Genomic DNA, 15506 nt, shown 5'->3' with positions numbered 1-15506 from the left:
CTTTTCCCGTGGACCAACGGGATTGGGACTACGGCGCCCGCCTGCCGCGCGAAAGGAGCGCGCCGGGTTCCTGGACGCCCACTGAACGCCCGGATAATCCCGATTCCTCCGACATTGCGCGGCCCGGGGCGACCGTCTGGGGCACCGGATCGCCGGCCGACACCGGCAGCATGCAACCGATTCCCGAGGCGGTCGCGTGGTCCTTGCGCGCCGACGCCTGGGCACAAAACCCCGAAACTCCTTCGGGTGAGCCGGCCGGAACGCTGAGTCGCTGGTCCGATGTCGCGGCCACCGGCCGGCCCGCTCTGCCCGCGGAAGGTGTCGGCTGGCGCACCCAGACCTCCGAGTGGCGCGCCACTACGGACAGTGCCCGCTGGCGCCAGACCACCGAGTGGCGTTCCGCCACCGGGTCGCACGGCTGGCGCACGACGACCGAGGCCTGGCAGGGCGACGACGCCGACAACCTCCCGCCGCAGGCCGAGGCACCCACCCGGCTGCCGGCCATCTCCAGCACGGCCTGGCCGACACCCCAGGCCGACGACCAGACCTCCACGGGTACGCCGGCCTGGCAGCCCGCCGAGGCCACGCCGTCGTGGCAGCAGCCGCCCGCGGACGCAACTCCGTCCTGGCAGCAACGACCCGCGGACGCCGCGCCGTCCTGGCAGCAACGACCCGCGGACGCCGCGCCGTCCTGGCAGCAACGACCCGCGGACGCCGCGCCGTCCTGGCAGCAGCGGCCCGCGGATTCGTGGCAGAGCGGTCCGCCCAGCACGACCCCGCCGTGGGAGGCACCGCGCAGCGAGGACCGGCCGGCGTGGCAGCAGTTCGCCGACCCGTCCGCGACCTGGCAGCCCGCCGACGCCCCGCCGGCGCGGCAGCGCGAGCCCGATAGCCGCCCGGCCTGGGACGCCCGCCCGAGCTGGCAGCAGTTCGCCGATCCCACCCGTCCCGACGCGCAGCCGGGGCAGAGCCGGCAGACGTCGGCCACGCCGTACCAGGGAAGTTGGTCGACGCCGATCGACGACGGCCGCCACCTGGTCCGCGAGGACGACCGCGCGGCGTGGCGCCGCGAGTCGGCGGCCGGTCAGGCCGGCCTGACCGACGGCGTGCCCCCGGTCGGGCGCCGCCGCGCGCCCGACGTCGGATCCCGCACCAGCGGGGGTACGGGCTGGACCGGCCGCACCGAAGCCGACAACTGGGCCGGGCACGCCGACACCGGCACCATGCCCGTGTTCCAGGACCCGGGCGCGATCGAGCCGAGCTGGCGACGTGACACCCCGGAGCCCCCGGCCACCGACGGCTGGCGCACGAACACGACGACCAGCAGCTGGCAGAGCAGCCCGCCGGCGACGAACGGCTGGCGCAGCGGCGATGAGGCGCGAGCCGACCAGCCGCGCACCGACAGCTGGCGCACCTCGCCGCCCTCGGACGGCTGGCGCAGCGGCGACGAGGCGCGAGCCGGCGAGGCGCCGGCCGACGGCCGGCGTGACACGGGCTCGTGGCGGCGCGATCCCGCGTCCGGCCCGCCGGTGGATCCGTGGGCGCAGAGCGCCGCGGAGACCGGTGTCATTCCGCTGCCACTGCAGCCTCGGGACCGCGACGCGGGCGGCTGGCAGAGCCGCACGGACACCAGCAGCTGGCAGCGCGACACCGGCATGAGCACCGGGGACGCGGGCGGCCGGCAGGGTCGTGGCGACACGGGCTCGTGGCAGAGCGAGCCGGCTTCCTGGCAACGCGAGCCCGAGATCGGTGGCCGTCAGCGCCGGATCGACACCGGCTCCTGGCAGGACGGGCAGGAGAACGGCGCGCGCCAGGACCCGCGGCGGCGCGAACCCGATGCCGGCGGCCCGCGCCAGATCAGCGCCCGGCCCCAGCCCGACGTGCGGCCGGGCGGCCGGGCGGACACCGGATCCTGGCAGCGCGAACCCGAGCCCGGCGGACGGCCCCAGCCCGGCGGCCGTACCGACACCGGCTCGTGGCAACGCGAGCCCGAGCTCGGCGGACGGCCCCAGCCCGGTGGCCGTACCGGCGGCCGGGCCGACACCGGATCCTGGCAGCGCGAACCCGAGCCCGGCGGACGGCCGGGCGGCCGCGGCGACACCGGATCCTGGCAGCGCGAGCCGGATGGGGGTGCCCGTCGCGACACCGGCTCGTGGCAGCGCGAGCCCGCGCCCGGCGGACGGCCCCAGGTCAGCGGCAGCCGGTCGGAGACCGGCTCGTGGCAGCGCGGCCCCGAGGACGACACCCGTCCGGGCGGCCGGTCCGGCTCGCGGCAGCGCGACGCCGACCAGCGACCGCCCGACGTGTACCGCGGCCCGGAGCCCCCGCGCGGCGGCGAGCTGGAGCGCTGGCCCGGCACGCAGCGCGACCGGGAAGCCCGCCGCGACCCCGAGGCCTTCCGCGGCCCGGAGCCCCAGCGCGGGCCCGAGCCCCGGCGCGGCGCGGAGCCGCGCGACTTCGACGCGCCACCGCAGCGCGGCGGGGACGGCCGGCGCGGCGGAAGCATGCCGCGTGGCCCGGAACCGCGTCGCGGCGTGGAGGGACAGCGCAGCGGCGGCATGCCGCGCGGCGGGGATGCCCAGCGCGGCCCCGCAGGTCCACGCAGGCCGGAGTTCGACCGCGGCCCCGACACCCAACGCGACTACGGCGCCCGTCGCGGCCAGCGCGACACCAGCTGGCAGCGTGAGCTGGAGTCCGGCGCCTGGAACCGGGACCCGGAGTCGGACGTCTGGCTGCGGGACAGCGATACCGGCCAGTGGCATCGCGAAGAGCTCGACGATGACGACGACGAGGAAGACGACCGAGGTCCCGGCCCTCGCGGAGGTGGCGGCGGGCGACGCGCTGCCATCGAGAGCAGAGAAGCAGTCGCACGACGCGACGAGTCTGCGCGGTGGCGCAGCGAGCAGTCCGCCGACAACGGCGGCGGCCAGCGGCGCGCGTCGGAGCCGGGTCGTGCGCGACTCCAGTTGACGGCCGGCGGAGAGCCCCCGCTCGACCCCGAGGCCTGGCGACGCGACGACGACGCCCCGACCCGGCCGATCTCCATCCAGCCCGCGGCCCGCCAGCGTGAAGCCGACATGCCGATCTCGGCACAGCCGTCGACCTGGCAGCGCGAGGACGATGCACCCGCGCCGGCTCGGTCGCGCGGGGCGGCCCTGCCCGTTTCGGCGCCACCGGACGACCGGCGGCGCGACGAGGACCGGCCGGTGTCCGCGCAGCCGGGCGGATGGCGTCAGGACGCCGACGCTCCCGTGTCGGCGCAGCCTGCGCCACAGACTCCGACCAGGCCGGTGTCGGCCAAGCCCGGCGCCTGGCGCGCCGAGGCGCAGGCCGAGGCCCGCACGGCCGACTGGCGCAACCAGCTCCGCGCCGAGCAGGGCGAACCACCACTACCCGGCACGGCACCCGAACCCGTCGCCGACTGGCGCAACCAGCTCCGCGCGGAACAGGGCGAACCACCACTACCCGGCGCGGCACCCGAACCCGTCGCCGATTGGCGCAGCCAGCTCCGCGCCGAGCAGGGCGAACCACCACTGCCCGGCACGGCGGCCGATTCCGGCGGCTGGCAGCAGGCCGAACGCGAGGGCGCGGCGCGCGGTTCGGCGTCCTATCGCGAGGGCAACACCGGCGACTGGCGGCGCGGGTTGCAGGCCGGCGGCGACCTGGCCGACGGCGAGTCGCGGCGGATCAGCACCGGCGGCTTCGTGCCGTTCAAGGGCGGCGCCGCGGCCTCCGTCAAGGTGCCGGCCGCCAACTCGGCGTCCGAGGGCGCCACGGAGATCATTCAGCGCACCGGGCCCCGCTGGCAGGATCCGCCGGACACGACCTGGCCGCCGCGCGGCGCGGTGGCCCCGGTCGCCGGCACCTACGAGCGGCGCCCGGTCAGCACGCTGCCGTCCCCCTCGGCGCGGCAGAACGACCTTCTCGAACCCGACGAGGACGTGGAGGAGGACACCGGCGGTCCGCTCGCGGCGGTGGGTTACACCGCCGCCTGGTACGGCGTGCCGATCGTGCTCGTGGTCCTCTACATGCTGGTGCTCAACCGCGGCCAGCAGGCACACGCCCTGACCACGCTGCTCGACGGCGCCCCGCTGTTCGGGTTGTCGCTGGTGCTGAGCATGCTCGTCGCGGTGGGCCTGCGGCGGGCGAGCGGCTCGTGGAAGGCCGCCAGCGTCGGTCTCGCGGCGGCCGTGATGGGTGGCGGCCTGGCCACCGTCCTGAACTCGGCCATCACCGGCAATTCGCTCAGCTGACGAGCGAATCTCCCCGGCACACGAAAAAGCGCGCCGCCCCGCAGGGCCGGCACGCTTCTCGTAAGCCGTGTTACTTGGAGCCGACGACGTTCACCGGGAACGACGCGGTCACCTCGGGGTGCAGCTTGACCTGGACCTTGTAAGCGCCCGTGGTCTTGATGTGGCCCGGCAGCTCGAGGCGGCGCCGGTCCAGGGACGGACCGCCCGCGGACTTCACCGCGTCGACGATCTCGGCCGGGGTGATCGACCCGAACAGGCGGCCACCGTTGCCGGAGCGCGCCGTCAGGGTGACCTTCAGGCCCTCGAGCTGGCCCTTGACCTCAGTGGCCTGGCCCAGGTCGCGGATCTCACGGGCGTTGCGCGCCCGCTTGATGACCGTGACCTGCTTCTCGGCGCCCTTGCTCCACAGGATCGCGAAGCCCTGCGGGAGCAGGTAGTTACGGCCGTAGCCGTTCTTGACCTCAACCACATCGCCGGGGGTGCCGAGGCCCGACACTTCCTGAGTCAGGATGATTTTCATATCGGTGCCTCCCCTCAGCGTGCCGTGGCCGTGTACGGCAGGAGCGCCATCTCACGGGCGTTCTTGACCGCGCGGGCGATCTGCCGCTGCTGCTGGGAGGTCACGCCGGTGACCCGCCGAGCGCGGATCTTGCCGCGGTCCGAGATGAACTTCCGCAGCAGCGCGGTGTCCTTGTAGTCGATGTAGGTGATCCCGTCTTTGTCGAGCGGGTTCACCTTCTTCTTCGGCTTGCGAAGTGCCGCAGCCTTAGCCATAGCTCTAACTCCTGAAATCAAGAAGCCCGTCGGGCTCAGAAAGGTGGCTCGTCGTCGAACGAGGAGTTGCTGGCGGCACCGCCGGAGCGGCCACCGCCGCTGGAGGCCGGGGCAGCCGTGGCCCAGGGGTCGTCGAAGTTGTTGCCGCCTCCGCCGCCGCTGTTGTTGCTGGGCTGCTGCCGGTTGCCACCACCGCCGCCGGAGGCACCGAAACCGCCTCCACCGCCTCCTCCGGACCGGGACATCTTCTGCACCTTTGCCGTGGCGTAGCGCAGAGACGGGCCGATCTCGTCGACCTCGAGCTCATAGACGGTGCGCTTCTCGCCCTCGCGGGTCTCGTAAGACCGCTGGCGCAGGCGACCCTGCACGATCACCCGAGCGCCACGCTGCAGCGACTCGGCGACGTGCTCGGCAGCGTCACGCCAGACGTTGCACGCGAGGAAGAGTGGCTCGCCGTCTTTCCATTCGCCCGACTGCCGGTCCATCGTCCGCGGTGTCGAAGCGATGCGGAACTTGGCGACTGCCGCCCCCGAAGGGGTGAAGCGCAGCTCAGGGTCGTCGGTCAAGTTGCCGACGACCGTGATGGTGGTTTCTCCTGCCATGATCTTCTCCTCGCCGCTTCATGCGTTTCTGCAAGGAGGCTCCCAGAGCCCCCTGACAAAAACGACCGTCAGCGGGTCTCGGGCCGGATGACCTTGGTACGCAGGATCGACTCGTTGAGCCGGAGCTGACGGTCCAGCTCAGCCACGGCCTCCGGTGTCGCCTGCAGGTCGACGACGGCGTAGATGCCTTCGGCCTTCTTGTTGATCTCGAACGAGAGCCGGCGACGGCCCCACACATCGAGCTTCTCGACCGAACCACCCGCGGTGCGGATGACGTTCAGGTACGTGTCGAGCGACGGGGCAACGGTGCGTTCCTCGAGACTGGGGTCGAGGATCACCATGAGTTCGTAATGACGCAAGACGTTCTCACCTCCTGTGGGCTTGGCGGCCACGGTCTCTCCGTGGCAGGAGGTCTTGTGTCGCTCGCAGCAGAAGACCGTGGGAGATACCCACGGCCGGCACACTGCGAACCGAGCCAGCATACCCGCGTGCGAGCGGACGCCAAAAAGGGCCCCATCCGTGAACGAGGCCCTTCGAGGTGGAAGCCGCGGGGCGTCCGGTCCGCTTTCGCTGGGTGGGACCTGGGGAGGAACGACCACACCGATGAGGTTGGAACGGCCGCCCCGCGGAGCTATCTGACGAGAAGTCTACGCGACAGATGCCCGAGATGCACGTTGCGACACAATTGCCCGGATTGCGCCTGCTGCGACGCCCGCCACACATACCGTCGCGATCAGCGCGAGCATCCCGATCTGCCGCGACGGCCACATCGGCCGCACGGTGGCGACCGGCTCCGCCGACACGGTGTACGCAGGCGGAAGGGCCGCATCAGCGCCGCCCTGCGACTGGGACAAGGCCGGCTCGATCTCCGGCACAACCACCCTCTCGTCCCCCGGCGGCATCCCCGAGAACGTCGGCTCGGCCGCTGCCGCCGTACCGGTGGAGTTGGACTTGTCCTTGACCCGCGAGGCCGCGCCGCCCTGCGGCATGGCCTGGGTCGCCGTGGTCGCGGCCTGCGCGGCGCCGTTGGCGTGGGAGGTGCCGGGCCGGTCCTTGGCCGGTCGGCCGGAGCGTGCGGTCGAGGAATGCCGCGGCCGCGAGCCGGGCGCGACCGAGCCGGGCATCGTCGCGTGGCCGCCCGAGGTCGGGGGCGTGCCGGGCCGGACGGACGCGGCCGGGGTCTCGGAGGTCTCCGATCCGATGGGCGCCGGGATCGGGTCGGGCTGGGCCGCCTGCGACGGCGCCGCCGTGATCAGCATGGGCGTGGGCTGGTCGTTCAGTGCGCAGTCCGGATCGAGGGCGACCTCGGTGGTGCCGCGGCGGAAGACCACCTCGGTCGCGCCGTCCTCCGGTACCGAGCCGTTGGACGCGCCGTTGAGAAGCAACATCGCGCCGTGACCGGTCCGGTTCACCACGCGCACCGTGCCCTCGGCCGGGATGATCATGGATTCGACGGACGGCGTGGACTGGCAGGAGAAGCCGAGCACCCCGCCGCCTCCGAAGACGACCTGCCAGCCGCCGCCCTCGACCTGGTCGGCGTTAGCCGTTCCGGTCGTCAGCAGCGCTGCGCCGAGCATGAACCCACCCAGCGCCACCGCCGTAACACGGTGTCGGACTTGCCGAGACATGCACCATCTCCCTGCTCGACCGATTTGCACCGGTACGTAGGTATGTGTGATCTCCTCGATTAACGACGCGTCGACAGGCCCGGTGACGCGGACGGGTGGGGAGCACGACGCCGGGTGACCGTCGTACCCACGTCGTAGGCTCGGACCCATGCGCATCGGAGCCCATGTCGATCCCGCCGAACCCCTAGCCGCGGCCGCCGCTCGCGGAGCCGACGCCGTCCAGTTCTTCCTCGCCGATCCCCAGGGCTGGAAGACGCCGGCGGCGCGCCCCGACGCGGCCGAGCTCAAGGCGTCCGACGTGGACATCTACGTCCACGCGCCATATGTGATCAATGTGGCCACGCTCAACAACCGCATCCGCATCCCGAGCCGCAAGCTCCTGCTCGCCCACGCCCGCGCGGCGGCCGAGGTCGGCGCAAAGGGCTTGATCGTGCACGGCGGCCACGTCAACGCCGGCGACGACATCGCAGTCGGATTCGACAATTGGCGGAAAACATTTGCGTACGTGGAGAAGGATGGCGGGCTGCCGCTGCCGATCCTGATCGAAAACACGGCGGGCGGCGATCACGCGATGGCCCGACGCTTCGACAACCTGGCCAGATTGTGGGACGCGGTGGGCGGGTTCGGGGCAGGTTTCTGCCTGGACACCTGCCATGCGCACGCGGGCGGCGAGGAGCTTCTCGACATCGTGGACAGGGTCAAGTCCATCACCGGCCGTATCGACCTGATCCACGCGAATGACTCGAAGGACGGCTTCGATTCCGGCCGGGACCGGCACGACAACCTCGGCAGTGGCAAGATCGACCCGGACTTGGTGGTGGCGGCGATCCGCGCCGCGGGCGCACCGGCGATCGTCGAGACGCCGGGCGGAGTGGAAGGCCAAGCCGCCGACATCGCTCTCTTGCGCGAGAGGGCGGGCAGCTAAGCCAGCGTCACGAGGGAGCAGCATGACGACCGACCGGCCGCAGGTCGGCACCGATCCCGCGACACCCCGGGACGCCACGCCCGCCCCGACCGGCGGATCAGCTCCCGCCGACGGCACCCCGGCCCCCGCACGGCCAACCGAATCCACGCCGCCCACCGACTCCCCACCCCCGGCAGATTCCACGCCGCCAACCGACTCCGCACCTCCAACGGAGCCCGCGGCGGCCGGCGGATCCGCGCTGCCTGGCGAGTCCGCACCACTGGCCGACTCCGCGGCGCCTGGCGCATCCGCGGCGGCTGGCGAATCTCCGGCGGGCGGGCCGCCCGCGGGCGGGGCTGCGGTTCCGAAGCGGGTCCGGCGGTGGGCAGGTCTTCGATGGGGACGCGGCGGTAAAACCCAGCCCTCGGCCACGGGCATGCTGCGACCCGCGGTCCCGCCACCCACGGACGCCGCCCCGCCGTCCACAAAGGAACCGGCCGCACGAGCCGACAGCGGGCACGCCGCCGCGGAAGCCGAATTTCCCGCAAACGGCTCGACAGCCGACCCGCCGGCCGAAGCCAAGCCCGGTCAGGAAGCCGGCGCCGACTCCCCGGCCGCTGCAAAACTTGCCGCCACGGGCACCGCGCCAGGTCAGGAAACCAAAGCCGGCGAAACCCCGGGCAAGGAATCCAAGTCCGGCGAGACTCCCGCCAACGAATCCAAGATCGCCGAAACCTCCGGCGAGGAAACCAAAGCAAGCAAGACCCCGGACAAGGACGCCAAAGCCGGCGCGGCTCCCCCCAAGGAGAGCAAGGCCGGCGAGCTCCCTGGCCAGGGAGCCGAGCCCGGCAAGACAGCCGGCGAGCAGAGCAAGCCCGGCGAGACCCCCGGCTCCGAGGCCAAGGCCGGCGCCGAGACCGACGCCGAGCCGAAGTCCGGTGACGAATCCCAGACCACGACGGACGACGGCACGGCGAGCGCGGGAGGCACCCGTCGCCGCAGGCCGAGGCTGCCGTCGCTCCGCCCGCCGGGCGCCCCGCCGGACCCCTGGACCGCGTTCGCGGAGACCGCCGAACGCGGCCCCGGCCGGATCCGCCGCGCCGCACGCGCCGTCGGTCGCGGCCTGGTCCACGAGTACGCGCTCGTCGTCTACGGTTCGCTGCTGCTCGCCGTGCTGGTGACCTGGCCGGCCCTGCGTTACCCCCTGCACACGTTCCCGCACGACATCTGGGATCCCTCGCGGGAGGCCTGGCAGGTCTCCTGGTCGGGCCACATCCTGATCACCGACCCGGCCCGGCTCTGGCAGTCGAACGCCTACTTCCCCGAGGCCTACAGCTTCGCGTTCGGCAACCACCTGCTCGGCTACGCCCCCGCCGGCATGCTCGGCAAGGGCCCGCTCGTGGCCGTCCTGCGCTACAACATCCTCTTCGTGCTCGCCCACGCCCTGCTCACCATCGGCGGCTACGCCCTGATCCGGCAGCTCGGCGCCGGGCGCACCGGGGCGATCGTCGGCGCGGCCGCATTCGCGTACGCGCCGTGGCGGCTGGCCCAGGAGGGGCACCTCGACATCATCTCCGCGGGTGGCATCCCCCTAGCGCTGGCGATGCTGGCCCGCGGGCACGGCTGGTCCATGCGGTACGGCTTCCGTCCGGATCGCCGCCGCGCGCCCTGGGCGGCGGCGGGCTGGCTCGTCGCGATCTGGCAGCTCGGTCTCGGCTTCTCGCTCGGCCTGCCGTTCGCGTACGTGCTCGGGGTCATCATCGTGATCGTCGCGGTCGCGGTCCTGGTCCGTCGCCTGCGCCGCCGGTCGCCGCGGCCGGTGCTGGGCTGGCGGCTGCTGCTCACCGACGCGCTGGGCATGCTGATCTTCGCGGGGGTCGGCGCCGTCATCGCGCTGCCCTACCTGCGGTCGCCGGACACCGGTCCCGCCGCCATCGAGATTCGGTTCTTCTCGCCGCCGCTGCGCAGCCTGCTCATCGGCCCGGCCGAATCGAGGATCTGGGGCGCACCGCACGCCGTGGCCCGGGAGTCGCTGGGCTGGCCGGCCGAGATGACCCTGCTGCCGGGGTTCGTCCTCTATGCGCTCGCCCTGGTCGGCCTGGTCTTCTCCGTGTGGCGCATCTGGCAGCGGCTGCTGCTGCTCACCGCCGTCATGGTCGGCGTCATCTTCACGCTCGGTTCCACGTTCTTCCAGGGCCGCTGGACCTATCTGCCGCTCTTCGGCCACCTGCCCGCCTCGTTCGGCGTGCGGATCCCCGGCCGGCTGATGTTCTGGGTGACGTTGCTGCTGGCGATTCTTGCCGCCGGCGCAGTCGCCGAATTCGTCCGCCGGGCCGAGCAGCTGGCCGCGCACCGGATGCCCCCGCGGCCGGGACCGTGGCTGCGCCTGGCGACCTTCGTGCCACTACTGCTGGTGCTGGTCGAGTCCTGGAGCGCGATCGCGCACCCCGTCGTGCCGAAACAGCCCGCGGCGATGCGGACCGTCACCGGGCCGATGCTGGTCCTGCCGACCGCGGCCCTGACCGACCAGACCGTCATGCTCTGGTCGACCACCCGATTCGAGCAGATGGCGAACGGCAGCGGCGGCTTCGCACCGCAGCGCCAGTCCGACCTGCGCCGCTCCGTCACGACGTTCCCGGACGCGGCAAGCATTCAGTATCTCCGCACGCTGGGGGTGACCACGGTGCTGCTGCTGCGCTCCCAGGTGGCCGGTACCCCCTGGGAGCGGGCCGGCGACGTTCCGGTCGACACCCTCCAGATCCAGCGCGAGGACCTCGACAACGACTCCGTCATCTTCCGCCTGAACTGAGCGACCCACGGTCGACCGACGACACCGACACGACGAGGGCCCGCGATACCCTGGGCGGCCGGCGAAACAGCTCGGCGTCAGCGATCGGACGTTGCGGGGAAGCTCAAGGGCGGTCAGCCCACCGCGGCCGGCTCCGGGGGAGGCGGCGGCGCGTCCTCGGGCGTGGGCTCGGGGGCGTCGGCCCGGGGCGCCAGGCGCAGCCGCTGCCGCAGCGGCGACACCCAGCCCGCGTCCGGCGCCTCGTCGAACGCCCCGCCGTCCGGGTCGTCGGTGTATGTCCGCCGGACCGGGTCGAGTTCGGGCCGCCAGATCTCCCGGATCACCAGCCCGCAGAGGATGGCCACGGTGATCAGCCGCAGGCTCGACGCGAGCACGAATGTCCCCTCCGGGATCACCGGCTTCTTGCCGGCACCCAGCAGTTCCGCGTAGAACGCCGTGAAGTAGCCGATCTCCGCCACCGACCAGGCGATGATCGCCCCCCAGCGCGGACGGGCCAGCACGATCAGCGGCAGGAGCCAGAGCACGTACTGCTGCGACCAGACCTTGCTGAAGATCAGGAACACCGCGACCACCACGAACGCGACCTGGGAGAGCCGGGGACGGCGCGGCGCGAGCAGGCAGAGCGCCCCGATCGCCGCGCAGGCCAGGAACGTCAGCGCGTACGAGACGTTGTTGAGGACCGGGACGTGGTCGCTGAGCCACTGGAACGGGCCCTGATCGCCGGCCACCCCGGTGTTCCACTTCGTGTCCAGGTAGCGGCCGATGTACCAGAGGGTGCCCCAGTCGATCGGCCGTTCATTGTTGAGGCCGAAGAACCTGAGCCAGCTGTCCCGGTACAGCAGGGCGATCGGCAGGTTGACGGCCACCACGGTCACGACCGCCGAGGCGACCGTGAGCAGGGTCGGCACCAGCCGCTTCGAGCGCAGGCCGAGGACCACCAGCGGCCCCAGGATGAACAGCGGCCAGAGCTTCGCCGCGCCGCCAAGGCCGAGCAGGACGCCGGCGAGCACCGGCCATCGTCTGGCCCAGGCATAGAGGCCGAACATGGCCAGCGCGATGGCGAGGAAGTCCCAGTTGACGGTCGCCGTGACGAGCAGGATCGGCGACAACGCGAAGATCGCGGCATCCCAGGGCCGGCGGCGGCGCAGCGCGAGGATGGTCATCAGGGACGCCACCGCCAGCGCCGACAGGATCAGGGCGTTGGCGTTGTAGAACCACTTACCCTGGTTGATCTGTGGATACTTCTGCCCGAGCGCGTGCACCGGAAGGCCGAGCGCGCCCATGAAGTAGCCCGTGACGACCGGGTACTCGACCGGATGGTCCCGGTAGGGCACCTTGCCCTCGTTGAGCCCCTCGGCGTAATAGAGGGCCAGCACGTCGGTGTAGCAGAACCGGGTGTATTGAACGTTCTGCTGCCAGTTTCCGTCCTGGCAGGGGGACTTCTGCACCCAGCTCAGCGCCAGCGTCATGCACATCAGCGCGAGGATGATCCGCTGTGCGGTCCAGAACCGGTCGGTCCGGGCTCCCGGGCGGACGGCATGGTCGCCGAGCGGCCCGCCGATCGCCTGCGACAGCCCCCGGACGAAGGGGTCCGATTCGGCGGGCAGGTCTGGCCGGTCGGTCTCCGGAGACGAAGGCGCGCTCATGCTTTGGCATCATGCCGCATCTTCCGGCCGGACAGACGCCGCCCTCCGGCACAGTCCGGCTACAAGGTCACAGAACCGGAACGGCGCCCGTCTCCGCGAGGAGAGGGCGCCGCCGGTTTTGCGTTCAGGGCTCAGCCGCCGCCGTTGTCTTCGCCGCCGCCGGTACCGGTGTCGTTACCGGGTAGCGCCGGGAAGGTCGGCAAGTTCGTGTTCTGGCCCGGCCCGCCGTTGCCGTCGCCGTTCCCATTGCCGTTCCCGTTGCCGTTGCCGTTGCCGTTCCCGTTGCCGTTCCCGTTGTTGCCGTTGTTGCACTGCTCCGGGAGCAGCAGGCAGACCGGGTTCTGCGGCTCGACCTTCGGCGGCGGCTCGACGCCGTTGCCCTTCTTGCTCGGGTCGACGAACGCCGTCGAGTTCGGCTGGAAGTCGTCGTTGGGCGCGTCGATCGCCTTGGACGCGGCGTCCAGGAACTTCTTCCAGATCTGGCCCGGGATCGACCCACCGTTCATCGGCCTGCCGCCGGGCTTGAAGATCGGCATCAGTTCGACCTGCTTGGTCTTCTTGTTCACCTTCTCGCGGCCGACCCAGACGGACGCCACGATGTGCTTGGTGCCGCCGACCATCCAGGCGTCACCGTTGTTGCCGCTCTCGTCGTCGAGTTCCCAGGTGCCGGTCTTGCCGATCGCCTTGCGCCCGTTGTCCAGGCTGATGGAGTTGATGGTCGGGATCCGCTGCATGACGTCCTGCGCGGCCGCAGCGACCTCCGGGCTGAAGGCTGTCGCGCCCTTGAGCTTCTCGCCCTTGCCCTTCATCGGCACGAACTTGCCGGTCTTCGCGTCCCGCTCGGAGACGGTACGGACGAAGTGCGCCTTGTGGTAGACGCCGTCGTTGGCGATCGTGGCGACGCCGTTGGCGTGGTCGAGCGCGGTGATCGCGTACTGCCCGAAGCCGACCTCACGGCCGTAGCCCTTTTCCTTGATCTGCTCGGTGGTCAGCTTGTTGAGGTCGAAGCGGGCGGCGCTGTTCGGGTCGCCGATCAGCTGGATGCCGGCCTTGTGCGCCATCGCGATGACGTTCTCCGGGCCCAGCGCGTCGGCAAGCCAGTAGAACGTGAAGTTGTAGGACTGCTCGACGGACTTCCTGAGCGAACACGCCTTGGGCGGGCAGGCAAGGCCGCTGCCCTCACGGCCGGCGTTGCTGATCTTGCCGCCGCCGTCGACCTTCTCCTTGGTGGAGTCCCAGATGGTGTCCATGCTGTAGCCGGCGGACAGCGCCGCAAGCAGCGTGTAGATCTTGAACGTGGAGCCCGGGGGGCGTCCGCCGCCGAGGAAGGTCTTGCCGTCGTCGGAGTAGTTCGGCCCCGCGTAGTCCCAGCTCGCCGCGTCGGGGCCGCCGTAGTACGCCAGCACCCGGCCGTTCTCCGGATCGACGGAGACGAGAGCCGACTTGTAGGTCGAGGCCATGTCGTGCAGCGGCGACTTGTCGCTGGCACGGTTGGCCGCGTTCTCCGCCGCCTTCTGCACCTCGGGGTTGATCGTGGTCCGAATCTGCAGACCACCCTCGTTCAGCCGCGCGTCGGTGATGCCCATCGTGCGCAGCTCACGCTTCACGTACTTGAAGATCTTGGCGCTGGGCTTGTTGTTACCGCAGGTGGTGGTGCACTTGTCGGCGTCGAACTTGATCCACGTCTTGGGGTACTCCGTCGGCGGGTTGATGCCGGGCGGCACAAAGGCCGCCGGCATGCCGGAGGGCAGCCCGAGCTCGGTCATGTTGCCGACGGTGTAGCGCCACCGGTCCTGGGCGTCCGGAAGGTTGTTGCCCGGGTCGTATCCCCCGTGCGTGGCCGTCGGCTCCGGCTGCTTGATGACCGAGGCGAGGATCGCGGCCTCGCCGGCGGTGATCGCCTTCGGCTTGCCGGGCGGGGTCAGCGAGGAGCGGCTGTTGCCGAAGTACGCCTTGACCGCGGCCTCGATGCCGTAGGCACCACGGCCGAAGTACACGGAGTTGAGGTAGCGCCCGAGGATCTCGTCCTTCGAGTACTCGTCCTCCATCTTGCGGGCGATGACCGCCTCGCGGAGCTTGCGGTTGTAGCTGATCTCCTTCAGCTTCGCGGCATACCGCGCGTACTGCTGGGTGATCGTGGAGGCACCCTGGGTGTCGCCGCCGGTGAAGTTGTTCCACGCGGCGCGGGCGATGCCCTTCATGTCGATGCCGTTGTGGTTGTAGAAGCCCTTGTCCTCGGCCGACACCACCGCGAGCTTGATCAGCGGGTTGATGCTGGCGTTCGGAACGATCGAGCGGTTGAACTGGCCGAGCGAGGCCAGGACCGTCTTGTTGTCGCTCGCGAGCAACTGTGTGGTCTGCGTCTCGGCGGCCGGCTCCTCGAAGCTCACGCTGTCGAAGAAGTAGGTGCCGCCGACCACGCCGGCACCGGTCAGGATGACCAGGACAGCCGCGGCCGCGGTCAGGATGTTCATCCGGCGGCGGCGCTTGGAGGCCTTGTTCAGGATCTTGGCTGCGCCGCCCCGGTTGCCCTGCCCGGGCACGCCCGGACCGCCGGCGCCCGGCGACGAGACCGGCCGCACCGCGGCGCGCGCGACGGCAGCCTGGCCGCCGTACGCCGCCCCGGCGTCGGGTGCGCCCACGGCGGCACGGCCGCCGACCCGGGCGGAGCCCACGCTGCCGGTACCGGCGCCCACGGAGGCGCGCCCGGGTACCGACGCCGCACCGACAGGGGCCGCGCCACGCGACGCCGCGCCGCCCACGCTGGCACGACCACCGGCCGGACGCCGGTAGGCGTCCGGAGCGGCCCGCTCGTCGTAGCCGGACTGGCCGTCGTCAGGCGTGGAAGCAGCGGACGGCCCGGGCACTCGGGCCCGGGCACGCGCAGACT

General features: G+C 71.8%; 10 protein-coding genes. 3 read left to right on the top strand and 7 right to left on the bottom strand.

Annotated elements, in window-relative coordinates; translation table 11 throughout:
* Positions 1-170: 170 nt before the first annotated feature.
* Positions 171-4253 carry a hypothetical protein gene (locus AB0F10_RS05415; RefSeq protein WP_360620575.1) on the top strand — a complete coding sequence of 1361 codons (4083 nt, stop codon included), beginning with the start codon at positions 171-173 and terminating at the stop codon, positions 4251-4253.
* 70 nt (positions 4254-4323) lie between these two features.
* Here AB0F10_RS05415 and rplI read toward each other — a convergent pair whose 3' ends face one another.
* From rplI to AB0F10_RS05390, 5 genes are all read right to left on the bottom strand, one after another.
* Positions 4324-4773: a 50S ribosomal protein L9 gene (gene rplI / locus AB0F10_RS05410; RefSeq protein WP_360620574.1), complete on the bottom strand. Its 450-nt coding sequence runs from the start codon at positions 4771-4773 to the stop codon at positions 4324-4326.
* A 14-nt stretch (positions 4774-4787) separates the two neighbouring features.
* Positions 4788-5027, bottom strand: coding sequence for a 30S ribosomal protein S18 (rpsR, locus tag AB0F10_RS05405; RefSeq protein ID WP_007073789.1), 240 nt, complete (start codon positions 5025-5027; stop codon positions 4788-4790).
* A gap of 35 nt (positions 5028-5062) precedes the next feature.
* Positions 5063-5629, bottom strand: a complete 567-nt coding sequence (locus AB0F10_RS05400) for a single-stranded DNA-binding protein (protein ID WP_360620573.1) — start codon at positions 5627-5629, stop codon at positions 5063-5065.
* A 68-nt stretch (positions 5630-5697) separates the two neighbouring features.
* The gene (gene rpsF / locus AB0F10_RS05395; RefSeq protein WP_023563150.1) at positions 5698-5988 is read right to left on the bottom strand and encodes a 30S ribosomal protein S6; all 291 of its coding nucleotides are present in this window, start codon (positions 5986-5988) and stop codon (positions 5698-5700) included.
* A 288-nt stretch (positions 5989-6276) separates the two neighbouring features.
* Entirely contained in the window at positions 6277-7206 is a 930-nt protein-coding gene (locus AB0F10_RS05390) for a hypothetical protein (RefSeq protein WP_360620572.1), read from the bottom strand.
* A gap of 199 nt (positions 7207-7405) precedes the next feature.
* On the opposite strand from AB0F10_RS05390, the gene AB0F10_RS05385 reads away from it, so the two are divergent.
* The gene (locus AB0F10_RS05385) at positions 7406-8182 is read left to right on the top strand and encodes a deoxyribonuclease IV (protein ID WP_360620571.1); all 777 of its coding nucleotides are present in this window, start codon (positions 7406-7408) and stop codon (positions 8180-8182) included.
* A gap of 415 nt (positions 8183-8597) precedes the next feature.
* Positions 8598-10970 (top strand): hypothetical protein, encoded by a 2373-nt coding sequence (locus AB0F10_RS05380; RefSeq protein WP_360620570.1) that lies wholly within the window; start codon positions 8598-8600, stop codon positions 10968-10970.
* A 113-nt stretch (positions 10971-11083) separates the two neighbouring features.
* On the opposite strand, the gene AB0F10_RS05375 is transcribed toward AB0F10_RS05380, so the two are convergent.
* A complete protein-coding gene (locus tag AB0F10_RS05375) occupies positions 11084-12616 on the bottom strand; it encodes a glycosyltransferase 87 family protein (RefSeq protein WP_360620569.1) in 1533 nt (510 codons plus the stop codon).
* A 131-nt stretch (positions 12617-12747) separates the two neighbouring features.
* Complete coding sequence (locus tag AB0F10_RS05370; RefSeq protein WP_360620568.1) at positions 12748-15312, bottom strand: transglycosylase domain-containing protein; 2565 nt, start codon at positions 15310-15312, stop codon at positions 12748-12750.
* Between the last annotated feature and the right edge of the window lie 194 nt (positions 15313-15506).

It is taken from the genome of Actinoplanes sp. NPDC026623 (genome assembly GCF_040638275.1).
In the GTDB taxonomy this organism is placed as follows: Bacteria; Actinomycetota; Actinomycetes; order Mycobacteriales; family Micromonosporaceae; genus Actinoplanes.
Note: the sequence above shows the minus strand (reverse complement) of the source record. Positions and strands in the feature narration are given on the sequence as shown.